We start from the raw sequence: 19,603 nt of genomic DNA on the forward strand, positions 1-19,603 counted from the left end.
ATGACCGACGTTTCCGCGTTCGCCGACATGTTGTCCCGCGACCACGGGCTGTGTGTGCTGAGTACGCTGCGCCGCGACGGCAGCATCCAGTCCTCGGTGGTGAACGCCGGCGTGATGGCTCATCCGCGCACCGGCGAATCTGTCGTCGCGCTCGTGGCGGTCGGAGGTGCGCGCAAGCTGCAGTACCTGCGTGCAGATCCGCGGGCCACCGTCGTCGCACGCGCAGGCTGGCAGTGGGTGACGGTCGAGGGCACCACCGAGATCATCGGTCCCGACGATCCGACCCCCGATACCGACGCCGAGGGGCTACGCCTGTTGCTGCGCGCCATTTTCGAGGCGGCCGGAGGCACCCATGACGACTGGGACACCTACGACCGCGTCATGCGCGAGGAGCGTCGCGCCGCGGTGCTGATCTCCCCCACGCGGGTGTACTCCAACCCGGGCTGATCTCGGTTCACAGCCCGAGCGCCGCCATGGCTGCGTCGACGGTGGCGCGGCGGAGATCGTCGTACGGGGCGTCCGGGAATTGCAGGCAGCAGTCCTGCAAACCGCCGAACGCGACCACGGCCCGCGTGGACTGCGTCAGCGTCGGGCGACGCCCGAACACCAACGCACCCAGCCTCGCGCGCCACGCCAGCATGCTGTCGACCAGGCCGAGATCGGCCAGCGTTGTCAACTCCGACACGACCAACACCAGATCGGCGCGATGCCGGTAATGGAAGTCGAAATAGCCCTCCAGTAGCTCGCGCGGCGTGGCACGCGAGGATCCCCGGCGGCGCTCGTGGCCCACGACGAACTCCTCACCCTCGTCGATCAGCGGAGTGAGAATGCTGCGGACAAGCTCGTCCCGTGAACGAAAGTGGTAGTACAGCGCGGGTTTGGTGATGCCGAGCCGGTCGGCGATGTCCTGCAGGCTGGTGCGCTGCACACCCTTCTCGGCGAACAGTTCGCGTGCGACGTCCTGGATGCGGTTGCGCGTGTCCGAACCGGGCCTCGTCACGTAGCCACCCTAGCTTACTTAACGGACGGTAAGCTGTCCCAAATACACTTACCGACCGTTAAGTAAGCAGGAGGAGCCATGCACGTCCTCATCTCAGGCGCCAGCATCGCCGGTCCCGTACTGGCTTACTGGTTGACCCGGCACGGCATCGAGGTCACCGTCGTGGAGCGTGCCCCCGCGCTGCGCAAGACCGGCGGCCATGCCGTCGACCTGTTCCGGCCGGCGATGGAGATCTCCGAACGCATGGGGGTGCTGCCCCGCATCCAGGAGCACGCAACCGGCACCACGCTGCTCACCGTCGCCCGCCCATGGGCATCCCGCCCGGCCCGCATCGACTATCTCAAGCTCATCGGGGCCATGTCGGACCGCCACGTCGAGATCATGCGCGACGACCTCAGCGAGGTCTACTACGACGCGAGCCGCGACAGTGCCGAGTACGTCTTCGGCGACCACATCGTCGAGATCGCCGACGATGGCGAGGTGACGTTCGCCCACGGCGCTCGGCGTCGGTTCGATGTGATCGTCGGCGCCGATGGCCTGCACTCCGGCGTGCGGCAACTCGTCTTCGGCGACGTTCCCGAACGCTTTCTCGGCGGCTACCTCTCGGTGGTGTCCGTTCCGAAATCCTTTGCCCGCGAAGGAGAGATGACCGGCTTTTACGATGGCGGCAGGGTCGCCATGGTCTACACGGCCGATCACCTCGACGACGCCAGGGCGGTGTTCATCTTCCGGCCGCGGCAGCGGCTGGATTACGACTACCGGGATGTCGCGCGCCAGAAGGAGCACCTGCGCGCGATGTTCACCGGGATGAGCGACCAGGTCGGCTCCTGGCTCGACGAGCTGGAGCGGACGCCGGCCTTCTACTTCGATGCCATCACGCAACTGGAAATGGCCGGCTGGTCACGCGGACGGGTCACCCTGGTGGGCGACGCGGGGTACTGCCCCGGGCCTGCCGTCGGCGGCAGCACGAGCCTTGCGGTGTACGGTGCGTATGTCCTGGCGGACGAAATGGCCCGCGCGGGTGGGGATTACGCTGCCGCATTCGCGTCCTACGAGCGCGCGATGATGCCGGCCGTGGTCGGCAGCCGGTCCCTGGCCAGGTTCAACGCGAAGTCCATCGTGCCCCGAACCCGTTGGGGCGTACGGGCATTGGTCGCCACCGCGCAAGTGATATCCACGTTGCCCTCGGGGGTGACACAGTCGCTGGCCCGGCTCAACACGAAGGGGGTCCGGCTCTACGACACCATGCCGCTGCCGGACTGAGACTGCCGAACACGCACAGGCCCCCGAAACCGGGCGGTTTCGGGGGCCTTTGCGTCTGCTCGCGCTGAGGGTTAGCCCTCCAGCGACGCCGGCGGCAGGAAGCGGTCGCCGTAGCGGGCGGCCAGCTCCTTGGCCCGGGCCACGAAGGCTTCCTTGCCAACCCCGCCGGGGCCCTGGTAGCCGACGATGAACTGGGCAGAGCCACCGGTGTAAGGCGGGTAGCCGATGCCGAAGATCGAGCCGATGTTCGCGTCAGCCGTCGACGTCAAAACGCCTTCGTCAAGGCACTTCTGGGTCTCCAGAGCCTCGGCGAACAGCATGCGGTCGATCGCGTCCTGCAGCGGGATCTCGGTCGAGCCCGAGTTGAACGTCTCGCGCAAGCCCGGCCACAGCTGGGTGCGCTTGCCGTCGACGTACTCGTAGAAGCCCGCGCCCTTGAGCCGCGACGGGCGGCCGAGCTCGATCATCTTCTCCACGACGGCCTCGGCCGGGTGCGGCGTGTAGGTGCCGCCCTCGTCCTCGACACCCTTACGCGACGCGACGGCGATCTTGTGCATGAGCTCAAGGTTCAGCTCATCCGAGAGCTGCAGCGGCGCCGCCGGGTAACCGGCCTGCGAACCCGCCTGCTCGATGGTGGCGGGCTCCACGCCCTCACCCAGCATGGCCAGCGCCTCGTTGACGAAGGTGCCGATCACGCGGCTGGTGAAGAAGCCACGGCTGTCGTTGACCACGATCGGGGTCTTCTTGATGGCCAGCGTGTAGTCGAACACCCGGGCCAGCGCCTCGTCAGAGGTCTTCTCGCCCTTGATGATCTCCACCAGCGGCATCTTGTCGACCGGCGAGAAGAAGTGGATACCGATGAAGTCCTCCTGGCGCTTCACACCGGCGGCCAGACCGGTGATCGGCAGCGTGGAGGTGTTCGAGCCGAGCAGCGCGTTGGGCTCGACGATGTCCTCGATCTCCTGGAACACCTTGTGCTTGAGTTCCTGGTTCTCGAACACGGCCTCGATCACGAAGTCGACGCCCTTGAGATCCTGCGGATCGGCCGTCGGGGTGATGCGAGCGAGCAGCGCCGCGGACTTCTCCTCGGTGGTCTTGCCCCGCTTGAGCGCCTTGGCCTCCAGGCCCTCCGAGTACGCCTTGCCCTTCTCGGCGGCCTCGATGGTGACGTCCTTGAGGACGACGTCGTAGCCGGCCTTGGCCGACACGTAGGCGATACCGGCGCCCATCATGCCCGCGCCCAGCACACCGATCTTCTTGATCTCCTGCTTGGCGATGCCCTCGGGCCGCGACGCGCCGCCGTTGATGGCCTGCAGGTCCAGGAAGAACGCCTGAATCATGTTCTTGGCGGTCTGGCCGGTGACGAGCGAGACGAAGTAACGGCTCTCGATGCGGCTCGCGGTGTCGAAGTCGACCTGCGCACCCTCGACGGCGGCGTCCAGGATCGCCCGGGGTGCCGGCATCGGGGCGCCCTTGAGCTGCTTCTTGAGCAGCGCCGGGAAGGACGGCAGGATCGCGGCGAGTGCCGGGGTGGACGGGGTGCCACCGGGGATCTTGTAGCCCTTGACGTCCCACGGCTGGGTGTGGGCCTCGGGGTTGGCCTTGATCCACGCCTTGGCGGCAGGAACCAGCTCGTCGACCGAACCGACCAGCTCGTCGACCAGACCGGTCTCCTTGGCCTTGGTCGGGTTGAACCGGGTGCCCTGGCTCAGCACCTCCATGAAGGCCTTCTGGATGCCGAACATGCGCACGGTGCGGGCCACGCCACCACCGCCGGGCAGCAGGCCCAGCGTGACCTCGGGCAGGCCGATCTGGCTGCCCTTGACGTCGGCGGCGATGCGGTGGTTGGTGGCCAGCGCGATCTCCAGGCCACCGCCGAGCGCGGCGCCGTTGATGGCGGCCACGACGGGCTTGGGCAGGGTCTCCAGCTTGCGCAGGTCGGCCTTGATGTCCTCGACCATCTTGAACGCCTCAGCAGCGTCGTCCGGGCCGATGTTCATCATGCCCTTGAGATCGCCGCCGGCGAAGAAGGTCTTCTTCGCGCTGGTGATCACCACACCGGTGATCGAATCCTGCTCAGCAACAAGGCGTTCCACGGCATTGTGCATGGATTCCTTGTAGTGCTCGTTCATCACGTTGGCCGAACCGGTCGGGTCGTCCAGCGTCAGGGTGACGATGCCGTCGGCATCCTTGTCCCACTGAATGGTGTTCTCAGCCATTGGTTTTCAGCCCTCTCAGACGCGCTCGATGATGGTGGCCACGCCCATGCCGCCGCCGATACACAGCGTGATCAGGGCACGCCGAGCGCCACGACGCTCGAGCTCGTCGACCATGGTTCCGGTGATCATGGCGCCGGTGGCGCCCAGCGGGTGACCCATCGCGATGGCGCCACCGTTGACGTTGAGCTTCTCGTCGGGGATGTTGAGATCCTTCTGGAACTTCAGCACCACCGAGGCGAAGGCCTCGTTGAGCTCGAACAGGTCGATGTCATCGACGGTCAGGCCGGCCCGGTCCAGCACCTTCTTGGTCGCCGGGGTGGGGCCGGTCAGCATGATGACCGGATCGGCACCGCTGGTGGCCGTGGCCACGATGCGCGCCCGCGGGGTCAGACCCTGGCTCTGGCCGGCTTTCTCGCTACCGATGAGCAGCAGACCCGCACCGTCGACGATGCCCGAGCTGTTGCCACCAGTGTGGACGTGGTTGATCTTCTCGACGTAGTGGTACTTCTGCAGCGCCACGTCGTCGAAGCCGCCCATCGCGCCCAGACCCTCGAACGCGGACTTGAGCTTGCCCAAGTCGGCCACGGTGGTTCCGGGACGCATGTGCTCGTCGTGGTCGAGGATGACGAGCCCGTTCTGGTCCTTGACCGGGACGACGGACTTCGCGAAGTAGCCACCCGACCAGGCCGCGGCAGCCCGTTCCTGCGAGCGCGCCGCGTAGGCGTCGACATCTTCACGCGAGAAGCCCTCGATGGTGGCGATCAGGTCGGCGCCGATGCCCTGCGGCACGAAGCCGATGCGGTAGTTGGTCTCAGGGTCGGACGCCCAGGCGCCACCGTCGGAGCCCATCGGGACACGGCTCATCGACTCGACGCCGCCGGCCAGCACCAGGTCGTCCCAGCCGGAACGAACCTTCTGGGCGGCCAGGTTCACGGCCTCCAGGCCCGACGCGCAGAAGCGGTTCAGCTGGAAACCACCGGTGGTCTCAGGCAGCTTGGCCACCAGACCGGCGGTACGGGCGATGTCACCGCCCTGGTCGCCGACCGGGGACACCACGCCCAGGATGACGTCGCTGATCAGCGTCTCGTCCAGGTCGGGGTACCGGCTGCGGATCTCCTCGATCAGGCCGACCACCAGGTTGACGGGCTTGACCTCGTTGAGGGCGCCACCACGCTGCTTGCCACGCGGCGTACGGATCGCCTCGTAGATGAAGGCTTCTTCGGACATGTGTTTGCTCCAGGTCCTGTTCAGGTTTGGGTTGTGGAACCGCGTGAAGGCAGTTCTCTACCGGAGAGTAACAGGATTGCAAACCAACCTGTTGGTTGGGAGATGGACGCCATAGTGCGACTGGCCACCCTTTACACGCTTTCAGCTGATCAGCGTGCAAAAAGTGGCCAGTCGGCGGGGAGATCAGGCGGAGCGGGGTTCGGCAACCTCGCTCAGCGTCGGATAGTCGATGTAACCCACCGGGCCGGGGGCATAGAAGGTCGACACGTCGGGCTCGTTGAGTTCGGCGCCCAGGACCAGGCGGTCGATCAGGTCGGGGTTGGCCAGGAAGGTACGCCCGACCGCGGCCGCGCTGATCGCACCCCACTCGGCGTAGCCCTCCAGCTGGGAGAAATCGGTGCCGGTATCGCGGCCGGTGTTGAGCACGAACGTGCCCGACCACAGCGCGCGCAGCACCCCGAACGTGTGGGCGCCGGGATCGATCAGCACGTGCAGATAGGCGATGCCCAGCGGCGCGATGCGGTTCAGCAGGGCCTCGTACACGCTCACGGTGTCGTTCTCGTGCATGTCGCCGGCGTGGTTTCCCGGCGAGATCCGCAGGCCAACGCGTCCCGGCCCGATCTCGTCGACGACGGCCTCGACCACCTCGGCGGTCAACCGGGCCCGGTTCTCGGCGGAGCCGCCGTAGGCGTCGGTGCGCTGGTTGACGACGTCGGAGGCGAACTGGTGCAGCAGGTAACCGTTGGCGCCGTGGATCTCCACGCCGTCCATGCCTGCGTCGACCGCCCGGCGCGCGGCGGCCCGGAAGTCCGCGACGATCGCCGGGATCTCGTCGACGCCCAGGGCGCGTGGCACGGGCAGCGGCTTCTTGCCCGTGGGCGTGTGCGTGACCGTGTCCGCCGCGATCGCCGACGGCGCGACCGACTCGACACCGCTGATCTCGGGGTGCGCCATCCGGCCGACGTGCCACAACTGGACGAACATCTTGCCGCCCTCGGCGTGCACGGCCTGCGCGATCTCGGCCCACCTGCGTTCGTGGCCGTCGGTGTACATGCCCGGCGTGTTCAGGTAGGCGCCGTTGGCGGTCCGCGACACCGCGGTGGCCTCGGAGATGATGATGCCCGCGCCGGCTCGCTGCGAGTAGTACTCGGCCGCCAGGCCTGACGGGGTTCCGTCGGCGTCGGCGCGCGAACGCGTCAGCGGCGCCATGAACAGACGGTTGGTGGCAAGCGTGTCGCCGACCTGGATGGGCTTGAGCAGCGCGGCGTCGGCGGGGAGGGCGTAGGTCACGCCTGCAGTAAGCATCCTGGGCACCCAGATCATTCCCACGCTCGCCCGACGGGCGTGGTATTCGGATCGAGCTCACGCAGCATCCGCCCGGACAACAGCCCCCACGACACCGCCTGCGACACACATGACGCCCGGTTGCTGGCGCCCAGTTTGACGGTCGCACTCTCGAGGTGGTGGCCGGCGGTCCGGACGCTGATAAACAGTTGCGCCGCAATCTCGTTGTTGGTCAGGCCCTTGGCGGCAAGGGTCAACGCATCGAGCTCTCGCGGGGTGATGCCGAACGGCAGCGGGGCACGGGAGATCAGCATCACTGCGTTCAGGCTGTCCCGACGAAACCGCGGGGCGGTCGCGAGATGCCGGACATGCAGCCAACCGGCCCCGTCATGCCACCGCGTTGCTTCGACCGTGCCGGGACAGGACAGTGCCATGTCGGCGACGAGATTGTCGTCCACCGCCGCGTCGAACGAGTCTCCGAGCCGCAGCAAGTGCGCACGGCCAGCCCCATCCACGGCCCAGGCCTGCGCTTCCGGCGACATGAGTTCGGCCACCATCCGGGGCCGCATCGTGAAGTCCAGGTGTTCGGCCATCTGCAGCCGCAGCGTGTTGATCTCGTCGACGTCGCCATCGCTCGGATGGCGCGGATCATCACAATTGACATGGATGGTGCCGGCATAGGTGCCATCGGCGGTCACCAACCGCGCGGACAGGCCTTCGTCGAACCCGGCGGGCACGAAGACCTCCGTCACCGAGTACGTGGTGCGGTAGTTCGGGAAATCGCGCCACCGCAGCGCCCCCAGCCCACGTTGGCGCATCGTGTCGAAGAGCGGGTCGTGGTCGATGAACCAGGTGTTGAGGTGGTCGATGACCGTTTCGGGGTAGCCGTGGTTGGCGACGGCCACGTGGCATCGCTGGATCGGATCCCACAGGCATATCGCCGACGCCGAGGACGCCGCCCGCCCACCGAGCGCCTCGAGCATGTCGTGTGCGCGGGTCTCGATGCTGGTGGCGCTGCCCAGCACCGCGGCGTACGTACCTGCCATCGCGGGGATCCTTTGCTGCGGTTGTCTAGCCCGAAACCATCATTGGCAGGCCGTGTTTCGTGAGTGTTTCAAAGCCGATGCGTCAGCGAAAACGGAACGGGCAAATGGGAGATTCCTCCCATAGCCCGACCACCCCGACCGTTCCTACGCTTTTCGGCAACTCACCGTCACACTCGACAAGGGCCACCGCACATGCCGAAGCACAACCGCTACCTTCGCCCCGCCGTCGCGCTGCTGGCGGCGGCAACCCTACTCACCGCGGGCTGCGGCAGCCGGGCAGGTGACACCACCGCGGCGACCCAGAGTTGCGCCGACACCTCGGGCCCTACTGTCAAGGTCGGTGCGGTCAACTCGCTTTCGGGCGGGCTGGCCGTCAGCGAATCGGTCATCCACGACGCGATCGTGATGGCCGTCGACGAGATCAACCGCGGCGGCGGGGTGCTCGGCAAACAGCTGCAGCTGATCTCCGAAGACGGCGCATCCGAGCCGACGATATTCGCCGAGAAGGCCCAGAAATTGGTCAGCAATGACTGTGTCGCAGTGGTTTTCGGTGGCTACACGTCGGCGAGCCGCAAGGCCATGCTGCCCGTGTTCGAGGACGCCAACGCGCTGCTGTACTACGGCCAGCAGTACGAAGGCCTGGAATCGTCGCCCAACATCTTCTACTCGGGTGCCACCACCAACCAGCAGATCATCCCCGCGCTCGACTATCTCAAGTCTCAAGGCGTGAAATCGCTGTACCTGGTGGGCAGTGACTACGTGTTCCCACGTACCTCCAATGCCATCGTCAAGGCCTACGCGCAGGCCAACGGCATCGAGATCAAGGGCGAGGACTACGTGCCGCTGGACAGCACCAACTTCGCCACCATCGTCAACAAGATCCGCACCGCGGGCGCTGACGCCATCTTCAACGTCGTCGTCGGCGGCTCACTGACCTCGTTCTTCCGCGAGTACAACAGCGCGGGGCTGACCCCGCAGGTCATGCCGGTGATGTCGATGTGTGTCGGGGAAGAAGAGGTCCGCAGCATCGGCGCCGACACGCTGACCGGGCAGCTGTCCTCGTGGAACTACTACCAGACCCTCGACACCCCGGCCAACGTCAAGTTCGTCGCGGATTTCAAGGCCCGGTACGGCGCCGACCGCGTGACCTCGGATCCGATGGAATCCGCTTACGCCGCAGTGCATCTGTGGAAAGCGACCGTCGAGAAGGCGAACTCCTTCGGGGTTCCCGACATCCAGCGGGCCGCGGGCGGGGTCAGCGTCGACGCCCCTGAAGGCACCGTCACGATCGACGGGGAAAACCACCATGTCACGAAGACGGCCCGAATCGGCAGGGTGACCGACGACGGGTTGATCCACCAGGTGTGGGCCTCGCCCCAGCCCATCGAACCGGACCCGTTCCTGCACGCCTATCCGTGGGCCAAGGGAATCACGGGCTGACACCATGCATCTGACTCCCAAGGACGAGGACCGGCTCCTGCTGTTCCTGGCCGCCGAACTGGCCCGCAAGCGCCGCGCGGCCGGTCTGGCCCTGACCTACGCCGAAGCCCGGGCGCTGATCGCCGACGAGGTGCTGGAGGCGGCTCGCGCCGGTGCCACGGTCGCCGACGCCGCCGCGCGCGGAGCACAGATCCTGACCGATGACGATGTGCTGCCCGGGGTTCGCACACTACTGGGCTCAGTGCAGGTTGAGGCGTTCTTCGAAGACGGTCAGAAGCTCGTGACCGTGCACGACGCCATCGGTCCGGGCCACCGTTGCGCGGCCGATCTCGCGGTCGTGCCAGGTGAGATCCTCACCGCCGAAGGCGATCTGGAACTCAACGCCGGGCGCGCCACCGCGACGGTGACCGTCGAGAACACGGGCGACCGGCCGGTCCAGGTGGGCTCCCATTTCCATTTCTTCGAGACCAACCGGGCCTTGCGGTTCGACCGTGCCGCGGCTTACGGAATGCGGCTCGACATCCCGTCGGGCACCGCGGTGCGGTTCGAACCGGGTGAGGCCCAAGTTGTTTCATTGACCAGCTACGGCGGGCAGCGGATCGTCATCGGCCAGAACGATGTCACCAACGGCCCCACCGACGCACCACCGAGCGCGGAGCTCATGACGACGATGCGCGGCGGCGGCTTCCTCGATACGGAGTCCTGAGATGGCATATCGCATCAGCCGCGCACGCTACGCCGAACTGTACGGTCCCACCACCGGTGACCGGGTCCGGCTGGCAGACACCGAACTGCTGGCCCGCGTCGAACACGATGCCACGGTTTACGGCGATGAAGCCGTCTTCGGTGGCGGCAAGACCATGCGAGAGGGCATGGCGGTACACGGCGATGTCACCAATGCCGATGGCGCACTGGATTTCGTCATCACCAATGCGCTCATCATCGACGCGGTGCTGGGTATCCGCAAGGCCGACATCGGGATTCGCAACGGCCGCATCGCCGGAATCGGCAAGGCGGGCAATCCGCGCACCATGGATGGAGTCGACCCGGAACTCGTCATCGGTGCGGGCACCGACATCCGGTCCGGGGAGGGCATGATCGCCACCGCCGGAGCCATCGACGTCCACGTGCATTTCGACAGCGCCGGTCTGGTCGAGGAAGCGATCTCCAGTGGGATCACCACCATGATCGGCGGCGGCCTGGGCCCCGTCACGGTCGGCATCACGTCATCGGGGCCCACCAACCTGGCTCGGATGCTGCGCGCGGCCGAGGCGTTCCCGATGAACTTCGGCTTCATCGGCAACGGCAGCGCGTCGAGCACCGCACCGCTGATCGAGCAGGGCCTTGCGGGCGCGATCGGGTACAAGATCCACGAGGACTGGGGTGCCACACCGGCCGCCATCCGGGCATCACTGGACGCCGGGGATGAACTCGACCTGCAGGTGCAGATCCACACCGACACCCTCAATGAGTCCGGGTTCTACGAGGACACCATGGCCGCCATCGGCGGACGCCCCATCCACACCTACCACGCCGAGGGCGCCGGCGGCGGGCACGCGCCCGACATCATGCGAGTGGTGGGCGAGCCGTACTGTCTCCCGTCCTCGACCAATCCGACGAATCCCTACACGCTCAACACGTTCGACGAACACCTCGACATGGTGATGGTGTGCCATCACCTCAATCCGCGCATCCCCGAGGACGTCGCGTTCGCCGAATCGCGAATCCGCCGCGAGACCATCGCCGCCGAGGATGTGCTGCACGACATGGGCGCGATCTCGGCGATGGGATCGGATTCGCAGGGCATGGGCCGGATCGGCGAAACCATCGCGCGGACATGGCAACTGGCGTCGCACATGAAGGTCACCCGCGGGCCCCTGCCTGAGGATGCCGGCACCGGCGCGGACAATACGCGCATCCTGCGCTACATCGCCAAACTCACCGTCAACCCGGCGAGACTGTTCGGTATCGATCACGAGGTCGGTTCGCTGGAGCCGGGCAAGCTCGCCGACATCGTGCTGTGGGAGCCGAAGTTCTTCGGTATCCGGCCCGAGGTGGTGTTCAAGGGCGGGTTCCCGGCGTGGTCGGTGATGGGTGAGGCCAACGCGTCGCTGATGACGTGCGAACCGCTGAAGTACCGGCCACAGTGGGCCGCCTACGGGCGCACCCCGGCCGATGTGTCGGTGAACTTCGTGGCCGGCGCCGCGATCGAATCGGGTCTTCGTGTGCAGCTGGGACTGGAGACGCCGCTGGTGGCTTGCCGCGGCGCTCGGGCATTGACGAAAACCGATCTGCTGCACAACGACTACCTGCCGGACATCATCATCGAACCGGACACGTATCGAGTCCTCATCGACGGAGAACTGTGTCGCAGCACGCCCATGACCACGGTGCCGCTGGGCCGGCGCTACACCTTGAAATAGCCGGAGGAGCATATGCGCGACGTCATTCGGATCGGCATCGGCGGACCGGTCGGTTCCGGGAAGACCCGCCTGGTGGAGATGCTGGTTCCCGAGCTCGCCGCCGCGGGTCTCGGCGTCGCGGTGATCACCAACGATCTGGTCACCGATGAGGATGCGCGGCGGGTCCGGCGAAGCGGTGTGATCGATCCGCGCCGCGTGCTGGCGGTGGAGACCGGGGCGTGCCCGCACACCGCGATCCGGGAGGATCCGTCGGCCAATCTGGCCGCCGCGCGGCGGCTGGCCGCCGAATTCGACGATCTGGACCTGATTCTCATCGAATCCGGTGGGGACAACCTGGCCGCCACGTTTACCTCAGACCTGGTCGACTACTGGATCTTCGTGATCGACACCGCGGGCGGGGACGACATCCCACGCAAGAAGGGCATCGGGTTGCTGCAGGCGGATCTGTTGGTGGTCAACAAGATCGACCTGGCCGGCCTGGTCGGCGCCGATCTCGAGGGGATGCGCCGCGACTGCGCGATCGCCCGCCCGGCCAAACCGACCGTGTTCACCGATCTGCGTTCGGGGCTCGGCCTGCCGGAGCTGACCGCCGAGCTGTTGCGCGGTGCGATGCTCACGGTGAGCCGGTGATCGCCCCCGGTGAGCTGACCGTGCATGTCGGTGTCGACGCCACCGGCCGCACCCGCGTGACGACACTGTGCCAGCGCTACCCACAGCGCGTCACCACCGCACTGCATTCCGACGAGCGGTATCCGCGGGCGGCGGTGCTGTGTGTGCAGAGCCCCAGCGGAGGAACATTCTCCGACGACAGCCTGTGCACCACCGTCGTCTGCGAACCCGGCTCCCATCTGGTGCTCACCACCCAGGCCGCGACCCAGGTGTTCGCCGGCGAGGGCCCGGGGGCGCGGCATCGGCTCCGGTTCACGGTGCATCCCGGAGCGACGCTGGAGTATCTGCCGAAAACACTTATCCCACAGTCAGGTTCACTGTTCACCCAGACACTCGACGTCGACATCGCCGACGGCGGGTGTTATATCGGGTGGGACGCCGTCGCGGCGGGGCGCATCGCGCACGGTGAGCGGTTCCGCTACACGGGAGTCGACACCGCGGTCACGGTGCGCGCGCAGGGACGGGTGGTCGCCCGGGATCGGCAACGGTTCACCCCGGCCACTGCGCCGCTGCTCGACGGCGACTACGTCGCCACCCAATGGGTGGTCGCACCGGGCCGGCCGCCGGCGATCGATGCGGTGCGCACGGCGCTCGCCGGACTGCCGGGCATCCGTGGCGGTGCCGGTGAACTCCCCTGTCGATCAGGGCTTCTCAGCCGACTGACCGCTGACTGTGCACCCGAACTGCGGTATGCCCGCCACACCGTGCACACCGCCGTGCGCGACAGCGTACTGACCACGCCCCTGAGGAGAAGCGCATGACCATGGACGCCGACACCATCCTGGGCGCTGCCACCGATCCGGCGTTCACCGGACGCACGGTCCACCACGTCGACATCGGCTGGGGTGACGCGGGCAAACACCGCCAGTTGGTCACCACCGACACCGGGATCGAGGTGCGGATCATGCTGCCGCGCTCGACATTTCTGCACGACGACGCGGTGATCGCCGACGACGGAACCAATGTGGTGGTGGTGCGCCGTCCCCCCGAGCCGGCGATCCGGATCCGCTTCGCCGACAACACCGCGCGATCACTGCTGCTGCTGGGCCATCTGCTCGGCAATCAGCACGCCCCGATCGACATCGACGACGAGTCGGTGACAGTGCCGTTGTTCACCAGCGCGGATGCAGCCCGCCAGATGCTCGCCGAGCTCGGCGTCGTCGGCGAGGTCCGCGACGCCGCCATGGCCGCCACCGGCTGGTTCCGCACCTCCGCCGATCACCATGCCGGCCACCACCACTGACCCCGACGTCGCGCTGTCGCTGTGGCTGCAACTGCACGACAGCGCCTTTCCGGCCGGACGTCTGGTGCACAGCCACGGTCTGGAGGAGTGGCTGGCAGCCCGCCCCGCCGCGGACGCCGTGGACCTGGAGGCCGCGGTGTGCGGGTATCTCACCCACGGCTACGCGCCGCTGGATGCCACCGTCACCGCCCATGCGTGGAACGCCGTGGACTGCCCGGGCAGCCTGGCCGAACTGGACGAGCTGACCGGCACCTACAAGCTGTTCGGCAACGCCCGGACCGCCTCGACGTCGACCGGCCAGCAGCTCGCGGCCACGGCCCTCGACATCGGCATCGCCGATGGCCACACCTACCTGGTGGCGGTACGCGATGGCAATGCCGCGGGCCATGCCGCGGTAGTCGACGGCGTGGTGCAGGCACGTCTCGGGGTGCCACAGCGACTGGCCGTTCTCGGCAGCCTGCGGTCGATGCTGGCGTCCCTGCTCAGCGCCGCCGTTCGGCTGGGCCGGCTGGGGCCGCTGCAGAGCCAACGCATCCAGTTGCGCAGTACCGAATTGGCCGTCCGACTGGCCCGCGAGGCATGTCTGCGCTCGCTACCCGACCTGTCGGGCACCGCACCCGCACTGGAGATCAGCGGCATGCGTCACGAGGAGCGGACGTCGAGGCTCTTCGCGACGTGATCCCCGCTGCTGGTCAGGCGTCCACGATCGCGGTCACGCGGATCTCGACCCGCATCTTCGGCGCTCCGAGCGCCGTCACACCGGTTTCGGTCCAGATCGGCGCCCGGTCCCCCAGCCGCTTGCGGAACTGCTCGACGATGGTCGCGTTGTGCGCGCCGAAGGTCGAGTCCGGTTCCGAGATGACGTGGTAGGTATTCACGTGGACCACGTCGCGCCAGGACGCACCGGCGGTGGCCAGCGTGCGTTCCACGTTGTCGAAGGCGCGGACGATCTCGTCTTCGAGGGATTCGGGAAAGTTGAGGTCGTCATCCCAGCCGCCCTGGCCGGAGATCTCGACCCTGTTGCCGATCCGCACGGCCTGGCTGTAGCGGAGCTCCTCCCGAAACATCTCGCCGTAGCCGGGGGTCACGAAGAACTCGACGTCCTGCATCGTCATCTTCCTATCGTTATAACTTCACGGTTGAACTGACGACACACTCAATGACTTCATGCGTGAAGTTATTCCGGTTGGCTAAGGTGCGTCCATGACGCGGGACGAGGAGCCGGAATGGCTCTCGCAACAGGAAAAGGAGACATGGACGGGCCTGGCGGCCCTGATGCTGTTACTCCCGGGGAAGCTCGATGCGGCCATGCGCCCGGTCGACCTGACCCTGTTCGAGTACCTGACGCTCAGCCATCTCTCCGAGGCCGCGGAGCATCGGATACGCATGAGCGATTTGGCATTTCTGGCCAACGGCTCACTGTCCCGGCTGTCCAACGTCGTCAAGCGCTTCGAACAGCGCGGCTGGGTGACCCGCTCCCCCGATCCCGACGACGGGCGCTACACCATCGCCGAACTCACCGAAGCCGGCTACCGGTTGGTCGTCGAGGCGGCGCCGATCCACGTTCGCTCGGTGCGCGAGCTGGTGCTGGACCGGCTCACCGTGACCGACCAGAAGACGCTGGCCCGGATCGCCGGCAAGCTGCGAGTGGTGCACCCCAGCATGGGCTAGCTCGTCCGCAGAACGTCGCCGACCGGCACGAGCCCGGCACCGCCTACGCTCGTCAGCTATGACCGTCACAAGGCTGCAGCCTTTCGCCGTCACGGTGTTCGCAGAGATGTCTGCGCTGGCCACCCGCCTCGGCGCGGTCAATCTGGGCCAGGGCTTTCCCGACGAGGACGGCCCGGCCGCGATGCTGAAAGTCGCGCAGGACGCGATCGCCGCGGGCGTCAACCAGTACCCGCCCGGCCTCGGCATCCCCGAGCTCCGGCAGGCCGTCGCCACGCAGCGCAAGCGCCACTACGGCATCGACTACGACCCGGACACCGAGGTGCTGGTCACCGTCGGCGCCACCGAGGCGATCGCGGCCGCCCTGATCGGCCTCGTCGAACCCGGCTCCGAGGTCATAGTGATCGAGCCGTTCTACGACTCCTACTCCCCCGTGATCGCCATGGCAGGCTGCGTCCGCCGGGCCGTGCCGTTGGTGGCCGCGGGCGCCGGGTTCGCGATCGACGTCGAGGCGTTGCGACGCGTCGTCACCCCGAAAACCCGGGCGCTGATCCTCAACTCGCCGCACAACCCGACCGGAGCGGTGGCGTCGGACGCCGAGCTGCGGGCCATCGCCGCGCTGGCCGTCGAACACAACCTGCTGGTGATCGCAGACGAGGTCTACGAACAGCTGGTGTTCGACGGACGCAAGCACCTGCCGGTGGCCGGCTATCCCGGGATGGCCGGGCGCACGGTCACGATCTCGAGCGCGGCCAAGATGTTCAATGCCACCGGCTGGAAGATCGGCTGGGCGTGCGGTGCACCCGACCTGATCGCCGGCGTGCGGGCCGCCAAGCAGTACCTGACTTATGTCGGCGGCGCACCGTTCCAGCCCGCGGTGGCCCACGCGCTGGACAACGAGGACGGCTGGGTGGCCGACCTGCGGGCGGCGTTCCAGACCAAGCGGGACCGGCTGGGATCGGCGCTGACCGATATCGGGTTCGAGGTCCACGACAGTGCGGGCACCTACTTTCTGTGTGCCGACCCGCGGCCGCTGGGTTACGACGACAGCGCTGCGTTCTGCGCCGAGCTGCCCCACAAGACGGGGGTAGCGGCAATCCCGATGTCGGCGTTCTGTGACGCCGAGGCGCCCCACGCCGACCTGTGGAACCACATCGTGCGGTTTGCGTTCTGCAAGCGTGACGACACCCTGGACGAGGCAATCCGGCGACTAAGGGTGCTCAGCGCGTGATGACACGCAACGATGGGGACATGCCCGCATCCCCGCACCGCATCGACCAGGACACCCTGACCCGCGTCGACGCCCTGCTGCACGACGTCGACGCACGACTGGCACGTGAGTTCCCCGGTGATCGCGACGCCGTCCAGCCGGTACACACCGTGTACGTGAGTGCTGCGGACGCGACGCCGGACACCCCGACACAATGGGGTGCGGCCGCACTCGAACTCCTGGACCGCCAGGCCGAGGTGTTCGCCGAACTCGGCGACGCCGCCACTTTGACCCTGGTGCGCAATCAGCTGACCGAGGCGCCGATCGCCGATCTGCGGCTCGACTTCGAAGACGGCTACGGCCGGCGTCCCGACGACGTCGAGGATGCCGACGCGCTGCGGGCGGGTGAGACGCTGCACGCGCTCAAGCTGGGCAGTGCGGGCATCCGCTTCAAGGGGCTGACGGTCGCGGACCGGCCGCGCGCGGTCCGCACGCTGGAACTGGTGCTCGACGGCGGCATGCCGGACGGCTTCGTCTTCACGATCCCCAAAATCCGTGCGGCCGAACAGGTCACCGCGGCCGTGTGGCTGTGCGAGGCGCTGGAATCCGCGCACGGTCTCCCGGAGCGCAGCCTGCGTTTCGAGCTGCAGATCGAGAGCCCGCAGGCCGTGCTCGGCTCTGACGGCACCGCCACCGTGGCCAGTGCGATCCAGCGCGCCGACGGCCGCTGCACCGCACTGCACTACGGCACCTACGACTACAGCGCGGCGTGCGGCATCGCGCCGCAGCACCAATCCCTCGACCATCCGGTGGCCGACCACGCAAAGGCCGTCATGCAGGTCGCCGCGGCGCAGACCGGGGTGTGGGTGTGCGACGGCTCGACCCAGGTCTCCCCGGTCGGGTCCGATGATCAAGTGGCACAAGCCATCCAGCGACATCACCGGCTGGTGACCCGATCGCTGGCGCGCGGCTTCTACCAGGGGTGGGACATGCACCCCGGCCACCTGGTGACGCGGTGGCTGGCCACGTTCACGTTCTTCCGGGCCGCGATGGCTGCCGCGGCACCCCGGTTGCAGGCCTACCTGGACCGCCGGGGCGGCGCCATCGTCGATGAACCCGCGACCGCCGAGGCGCTGGCCGCGGTGGTGCTGCGCGGGCTGGACTGCGGCGCCTTCACGGCCGACGACGTGACCGCTGTCGCGCCCAGCGCCACGGTCGAGGTGCTGCGGAACCTCAAGAACCGCATCGCATGACGCCAGGTGCGTTGAAACTGCGCTCAGGGCTGTGATTTTCGAGAATTCCCGACCCTGAGCGCAGACTCATCGCACTACACCGACGCGGCGACCAACGCGTCGCGCTTGGCCAGCTGGTGGTAGAGCACGAACGCGACGCCGCAGCCGATGAACCAGCTGTACTGTGCGGCGGTGTGCATGCCGGCGACCGACCCGCCGAGCAGCACCGGCACGACGGCCAGCACCGCGCCGACGACGGTCGCGATCACCGCCACCCGGTTGTAACCGTTGCGGTACCAGTACTTTCCGGTCTCCGCCATGGTGAACAGGTCGTCGACGACCACCTTCTGCCTGCGCACCAGGTAGTAGTCGGCGATCAGCACCCCGAACAGCGGGCCGATGAACGCGCCGAGGGTTTCCAGCGTGTAGTGGATGACCTCGGGGTTGTTGTACAGGTTCCACGGTGTGATCAGCACCGAACCGACCGCCGCGATCATGCCGCCGGCCCGCCAGCTGATGCGTTGCGGACTCACATTGGAGAAGTCGAACGCGGGACTGATGAAGTTCGCGACGATGTTGATGCCGATCGTGGCGATCGTGAACGTCAACGCGCCCAGCACGATTGCGAACGTCGAGTCGATCCGGGCGACGGTCTCGACCGGATCGGTGATGAGTTCCCCGAACACCGGCAGCGTCAACGATGCCGTCACGACCACCAGCACCGAGAACACCAGGAAGTTCACCGGCAAGCCGAGGAAGTTGCCCTTCTTCACCGCGGCGAACGACTTGCCGTAGCGCGAGAAGTCACCGAAGTTCAGCATCGGACCGGAGAAGTAGGACACCACGAGTGCGATCGCGCCCAGCATGACCGGCACCGAACCCCAACCGGTGTAGGTCACCTCGCCGAGGTTGAGATCGATTGCACCCCAACCAGCTTTGTGGATCAGGTACCCGCACAGCACGAACATCACCACATAGACCGCGGGCCCGCAGAAGTCGATGAACTTGCGGATCGACTCCATGCCGCGCCAGAACACGCACGCCTGAAGCACCCACAACACCAGGAAGCTGCCCCAGCCCAGCAGCGACAGGCCCGCGAAACCGTAGTCGGAGACCACCGCGTACGGCGCGAGCGCCGGGAACAGTTTGATCAGCACGATGTCAAGGGCAGCCGAGGCCAGGAATGTCTGGATGCCGTACCAGGCCACGGCGATGAGGCCGCGGATGATGGCCGGGATGTTGGCGCCGAGCACACCGAACACCGTCCGGCAGATCACCGGATACGGCACGCCGGCGGCCTGACTGGGCTTGGCGACCAGGTTGCACAGGAAGTAGACGATGGTGATGCCGATCAGCAGTGCCACGAGCACCTGCCAACTCGCCAAGCCCAGCGCGAAAAGGCTGCCAGCGGTCACGTAGCCGCCGACGCTGTGCACGTCGGACATCCAGAACGCAAAGATGTTGTAGGAACCCCAGGTCTGCTTGCGCAGAGGAGCGAGATCCTCGTTGGTCAGCCGTGGGTCATAGCCGGGCTTGACGTCGCCGCTGCCGACCGGATGGCCGGCCGCCTCGACGAGATCCCCGGCGCCCACCACAGTTTCTGTCATGTCCCGACGTTAGGAACGAACTGTTTCCCAGCCGTTTCCGCTGGGCTATGCCGCAATTGCGGAAAAGATATA

Annotated in this window: 19 protein-coding genes; 12 read left to right on the forward strand and 7 right to left on the reverse strand. The window is 67.1% G+C overall.

From position 1 onward, the window contains the following. The gene (locus tag G6N67_RS05795) at positions 1-447 is read left to right on the forward strand and encodes a TIGR03618 family F420-dependent PPOX class oxidoreductase (RefSeq protein ID WP_036435763.1); all 447 of its coding nucleotides are present in this window, start codon (positions 1-3) and stop codon (positions 445-447) included. Between the two features lie 7 nt (positions 448-454). Here the strand turns inward: G6N67_RS05795 and G6N67_RS05800 are convergent, their stop codons facing one another. Then, complete coding sequence (locus G6N67_RS05800; RefSeq protein ID WP_036433632.1) at positions 455-1,000, reverse strand: TetR/AcrR family transcriptional regulator; 546 nt, start codon at positions 998-1,000, stop codon at positions 455-457. 78 nt (positions 1,001-1,078) lie between these two features. Here G6N67_RS05800 and G6N67_RS05805 point away from each other — a divergent pair, with 78 nt between their 5' ends. Continuing rightward, positions 1,079-2,263 (forward strand): FAD-dependent monooxygenase, encoded by a 1,185-nt coding sequence (locus G6N67_RS05805; RefSeq protein ID WP_036433631.1) that lies wholly within the window; start codon positions 1,079-1,081, stop codon positions 2,261-2,263. Between the two features lie 71 nt (positions 2,264-2,334). Here the strand turns inward: G6N67_RS05805 and G6N67_RS05810 are convergent, their stop codons facing one another. The 4 genes from G6N67_RS05810 to G6N67_RS05825 all read right to left on the reverse strand — a co-directional run bounded on the left by G6N67_RS05810 (position 2,335) and on the right by G6N67_RS05825 (position 8,039). Beyond that, entirely contained in the window at positions 2,335-4,482 is a 2,148-nt protein-coding gene (locus G6N67_RS05810; protein ID WP_036433630.1) for a 3-hydroxyacyl-CoA dehydrogenase NAD-binding domain-containing protein, read from the reverse strand. A 15-nt stretch (positions 4,483-4,497) separates the two neighbouring features. Then, positions 4,498-5,709, reverse strand: a complete 1,212-nt coding sequence (locus G6N67_RS05815) for an acetyl-CoA C-acetyltransferase (protein WP_036433629.1) — start codon at positions 5,707-5,709, stop codon at positions 4,498-4,500. Between the two features lie 183 nt (positions 5,710-5,892). Beyond that, a complete protein-coding gene (locus tag G6N67_RS05820; protein WP_036433628.1) occupies positions 5,893-6,999 on the reverse strand; it encodes an alkene reductase in 1,107 nt (368 codons plus the stop codon). Positions 7,000-7,028: 29 nt separating this feature from the next. After that, the gene (locus G6N67_RS05825; RefSeq protein ID WP_036433627.1) at positions 7,029-8,039 is read right to left on the reverse strand and encodes a helix-turn-helix transcriptional regulator; all 1,011 of its coding nucleotides are present in this window, start codon (positions 8,037-8,039) and stop codon (positions 7,029-7,031) included. A 192-nt stretch (positions 8,040-8,231) separates the two neighbouring features. Here G6N67_RS05825 and urtA point away from each other — a divergent pair, with 192 nt between their 5' ends. Genes urtA through G6N67_RS05860 form a run of 7 tightly spaced genes read left to right on the forward strand, consistent with a single transcriptional unit; the run spans position 8,232 to position 14,493 of the window. Beyond that, positions 8,232-9,479, forward strand: coding sequence for an urea ABC transporter substrate-binding protein (urtA, locus tag G6N67_RS05830; RefSeq protein ID WP_036433626.1), 1,248 nt, complete (start codon positions 8,232-8,234; stop codon positions 9,477-9,479). Between the two features lie 4 nt (positions 9,480-9,483). Beyond that, positions 9,484-10,185, forward strand: coding sequence for an urease subunit beta (locus tag G6N67_RS05835; RefSeq protein ID WP_051578792.1), 702 nt, complete (start codon positions 9,484-9,486; stop codon positions 10,183-10,185). Position 10,186: 1 nt separating this feature from the next. Further along, entirely contained in the window at positions 10,187-11,902 is a 1,716-nt protein-coding gene (gene ureC / locus G6N67_RS05840) for an urease subunit alpha (protein ID WP_036433625.1), read from the forward strand. Between the two features lie 12 nt (positions 11,903-11,914). After that, on the forward strand, positions 11,915-12,532 hold the full coding sequence (gene ureG, locus G6N67_RS05845; protein WP_036433624.1) for an urease accessory protein UreG: 618 nt from the start codon (positions 11,915-11,917) through the stop codon (positions 12,530-12,532). Beyond that, on the forward strand, positions 12,529-13,332 hold the full coding sequence (locus G6N67_RS05850) for an urease accessory protein UreD (RefSeq protein WP_036433623.1): 804 nt from the start codon (positions 12,529-12,531) through the stop codon (positions 13,330-13,332). Before ureG ends, G6N67_RS05850 begins: the two co-directional genes overlap by 4 nt. Positions 13,333-13,334: 2 nt before the next feature. After that, on the forward strand, positions 13,335-13,814 hold the full coding sequence (locus G6N67_RS05855; RefSeq protein WP_179976849.1) for an urease accessory protein UreE: 480 nt from the start codon (positions 13,335-13,337) through the stop codon (positions 13,812-13,814). Continuing rightward, complete coding sequence (locus G6N67_RS05860; RefSeq protein ID WP_036433621.1) at positions 13,795-14,493, forward strand: urease accessory protein UreF; 699 nt, start codon at positions 13,795-13,797, stop codon at positions 14,491-14,493. The genes G6N67_RS05855 and G6N67_RS05860 overlap by 20 nt, the downstream gene beginning before the upstream one ends. A 13-nt stretch (positions 14,494-14,506) precedes the next feature. On the opposite strand, the gene G6N67_RS05865 is transcribed toward G6N67_RS05860, so the two are convergent. Continuing rightward, positions 14,507-14,923, reverse strand: coding sequence for a Rid family hydrolase (locus tag G6N67_RS05865; RefSeq protein WP_036435759.1), 417 nt, complete (start codon positions 14,921-14,923; stop codon positions 14,507-14,509). 94 nt (positions 14,924-15,017) lie between these two features. On the opposite strand from G6N67_RS05865, the gene G6N67_RS05870 reads away from it, so the two are divergent. Genes G6N67_RS05870 through G6N67_RS05880 form a run of 3 tightly spaced genes read left to right on the forward strand, consistent with a single transcriptional unit; the run spans position 15,018 to position 17,945 of the window. After that, positions 15,018-15,485 (forward strand): MarR family winged helix-turn-helix transcriptional regulator, encoded by a 468-nt coding sequence (locus G6N67_RS05870; RefSeq protein ID WP_036433620.1) that lies wholly within the window; start codon positions 15,018-15,020, stop codon positions 15,483-15,485. A 58-nt stretch (positions 15,486-15,543) separates the two neighbouring features. Continuing rightward, complete coding sequence (locus tag G6N67_RS05875) at positions 15,544-16,713, forward strand: pyridoxal phosphate-dependent aminotransferase (protein WP_036433619.1); 1,170 nt, start codon at positions 15,544-15,546, stop codon at positions 16,711-16,713. A 20-nt stretch (positions 16,714-16,733) separates the two neighbouring features. Next, positions 16,734-17,945, forward strand: a complete 1,212-nt coding sequence (locus G6N67_RS05880) for a DUF6986 family protein (RefSeq protein ID WP_036435758.1) — start codon at positions 16,734-16,736, stop codon at positions 17,943-17,945. 74 nt (positions 17,946-18,019) lie between these two features. On the opposite strand, the gene G6N67_RS05885 is transcribed toward G6N67_RS05880, so the two are convergent. Further along, positions 18,020-19,531, reverse strand: coding sequence for an NCS1 family nucleobase:cation symporter-1 (locus G6N67_RS05885; protein WP_036433618.1), 1,512 nt, complete (start codon positions 19,529-19,531; stop codon positions 18,020-18,022). Positions 19,532-19,603 lie beyond the last annotated feature (72 nt).

Origin of the sequence: Mycolicibacterium mageritense, assembly GCF_010727475.1 — a bacterium.
Taxonomy (GTDB): Bacteria; Actinomycetota; Actinomycetes; order Mycobacteriales; family Mycobacteriaceae; genus Mycobacterium; species Mycobacterium mageritense.